The sequence below is a fragment of the Paenibacillus sp. OT2-17 genome, from assembly GCF_009827695.1.
In the GTDB taxonomy this organism is placed as follows: domain Bacteria; phylum Bacillota; class Bacilli; order Paenibacillales; family Paenibacillaceae; genus Paenibacillus; species Paenibacillus polymyxa_B.
In genome coordinates this window covers 1-2,526 of the sequence record NZ_WUDQ01000539.1, presented here as the reverse complement: position 1 = coordinate 2,526, position 2,526 = coordinate 1, and the positions used below count along the sequence as shown (strand labels likewise).

At 46.4% G+C, this 2,526-nt stretch carries 3 protein-coding genes; all 3 read right to left on the bottom strand.

The window, feature by feature from the left end:
* On the bottom strand, positions 1–500 hold a 500-nt coding region (locus GRP75_RS24270; protein WP_160790598.1), incomplete at its 3' end, for a flavin reductase family protein.
* A gap of 62 nt (positions 501–562) precedes the next feature.
* Positions 563–1,678: a Nif3-like dinuclear metal center hexameric protein gene (locus GRP75_RS24265; RefSeq protein ID WP_068942365.1), complete on the bottom strand. Its 1,116-nt coding sequence runs from the start codon at positions 1,676–1,678 to the stop codon at positions 563–565.
* Positions 1,654–2,415, bottom strand: a complete 762-nt coding sequence (locus GRP75_RS24260; protein ID WP_160790597.1) for a tRNA (adenine(22)-N(1))-methyltransferase — start codon at positions 2,413–2,415, stop codon at positions 1,654–1,656. Before GRP75_RS24260 ends, GRP75_RS24265 begins: the two co-directional genes overlap by 25 nt.
* Between the last annotated feature and the right edge of the window lie 111 nt (positions 2,416–2,526).

Sequence of the window (2,526 nt, the reverse complement as noted above, 5' to 3'; positions counted from 1 at the left end):
CTTCCCACGTATAGCGGGATAGAAAGCTTACTAAAATCAGGAACGTCCTCATCTAGGAACAGTTCATCGTCTCGGTAGGTCTGCTGTATTTCACCGACGATCCAATCATGATCTCCATAGGTATGAATATCCACGACTTTACACTCATAAGCAAGATAAGCCTCCAGCAATATAGGCACATTGACTGAAATTCCATCCTCATATGCAATGCCAAACTGCTGAAACTTATCTACATCTTTACCACTAAAGGTACCTACAGCCTGAATCCATTCCGATCTGTGTGCAGGCAGAAACTGAATACCAAAGCCTCTGCTTTTCTCGATCAGACCGTGAGAATATGTTTCCTTCCTCAGTGAAATGCCATACATGCCCGGTGATGATCCGATATAGGTATGCCAGCCTGAGGCCATTACATTATTTTTCCCCTCATAGCGAGAAGTAACAACAGCGACCATGCCTGGATAGGCATGAATTGCAGAATCAGCTATCAGCGTCCGCATAGAACCTCTCCCTACGAAAAAAAATAATAGAGCATCTTCATTTTCTCATAGATGTTGAGATTTTACAAAAATTGAAAAGGCTCGGTTTCTACCTGAGATACATGTACTTCCGTTGAATAACGACCTTCTGCCAAGCGTTTGCGCATCCATTCTACGGTTTTAGGCTTCATAATCTTTTCAGCGTTATGTCCAGGGTCAATAATAGCAATCCCCGCCATAAGGGCATCCTGAGCCGTGTGATAGTCAATATCCCCCGTGACTAATACGTCAGCTCCCTTAAAGAGCGACTTGTTCACATAACGGCTGCCAGAGCCCCCAAGCACGGCTGCCTTTTTGATCGTACGATCTAAGTCGCCCACCACACGTACATGCTCGACGTTGAGACCGTTTTTTACAACATCGACAAACTCCCGTAACGTGCAGGTTTCCTTGAGCTTGCCGACCCGCCCCAAACCAAAGCTACGGCCTTGCAAATCCATATGGTACAGGTCATAAGCCACCTCTTCATAAGGATGCGCCTTCAGCATCGCTTGAACAACTTTACTGCGTACACCCTGCGGTACAATGGTCTCGATACGAACCTCTTCACTACGTTCCATTTTACCCGGCTCACCCAAAAACGGCTGTGTGCCTTCACCCGGTACAAAAGTTCCGTAGCCGTCAATGTTAAAGCTGCAATGGCTGTAGTTGCCGATATGTCCAGCTCCCGCCCCTAATACGGCATCAAGTACCCGTTGATGATGTGTTTTGGGTACGAAAACAACAAGCTTGAATAATTGCTCGGTGTGAACATCCTCCAGCGTACCTTCACTTTGAATACCCAGAGCTTCCGCCATCCAGTCATTCATGCCGTCCTCAGCCGTATCCAGATTCGTATGACTGATGTAGACAGCAATATCATTCTTGATCAGCTTTTCATACAATCTGCCCGCAGGCTGATCCGTGTTCAATGCTTTAAGTGGGCGGAATATAATCGCATGATGTGCAATAATGAGATCAGCTTTTATGCGGATTGCCTCTTCGACAACCTCATCATTAACATCCAGGGCTACTAATATGTTTTTGATTTCCTTTTGCAGACTACCCAGCTGAAGCCCGATTCTATCGTCCGGAACTGCCAAGTATTTCGGAGCCAGCTGCTCCATGTAGCTAATCACTGTCTGTCCTTTGGCAAACATGCAAGTACCTCCTCTAGCTGTTCAATTTGCTTGCGTAATTGCTCCCGCTTATGCTGTGCGGATTCCTGATCTGATCGTGCCACTTGTGCCAGCACATCCTCAAGCTTGCGAATCTCCAATTTCCATTTATAAAAAAAGATTTCATTCGGTGCTTTGACCAATAGCGGTCCGAGTTGCATTAACAAATCCTGTGTCAGCACCAGCGAACTATCGGGAAGTTTCCATGGTTGATACAGCTCATCCTGTTTCAGTGGGCTTACCGAATCAGGTACGGCCGTCAGAATTTCATATATTTTTCCGTCTTCTTCCATAATATGTTCACTTGTTAGTACCCATTGATGTTCGATGAGCCAACGGCGTAAGATATCCTCGCCTACGTTAGGCTGTAGAACAAGCTGTTTCACTGAAACAAGCTTGTCTTTCCCTTGCTCTAAAATGGAAGCGATCAAGGCACCACCCATGCCGGCTATCGTAATAACATCAACCTCATTGGCCTTAATTACAGCCAAGCCATCTCCCTTTCTAACCGCAATGCGATCAGTAAGACCTGCTTCGGCCACCTGCTTTTGAGCCGCACGTAACGGACCATCGTTGACCTCACCCGCCACGGCTTGAAGTACTCTGCCACTACGCACTGCAGCCACAGGGAGTAGTCCATGATCCGAGCCAATATCCGCAAGTCTGCTCCCGGCAGGAATTTGTTCCATAATATATTGTAATCGTTGAGAAAGTTTCATGACGTCACCCACGTAATCCATTTTTTTCGAGTCCAAAATAAAATTCCTACAACAAATGCCAACTTCAGTATGCTGTAAAATACCACATCACCCGCCGCTTGATGGCGCAGG

What these genes read in the sequence shown, in the direction of transcription:
- GRP75_RS24260 (WP_160790597.1), bottom strand. Translation starts at nt 2,415, where the DNA reads ATGAAACTTTCTCAACGATTACAATATATTATGGAACAAATTCCTGCC.
- GRP75_RS24265 (WP_068942365.1), bottom strand. Translation starts at nt 1,678, where the DNA reads ATGTTTGCCAAAGGACAGACAGTGATTAGCTACATGGAGCAGCTGGCT.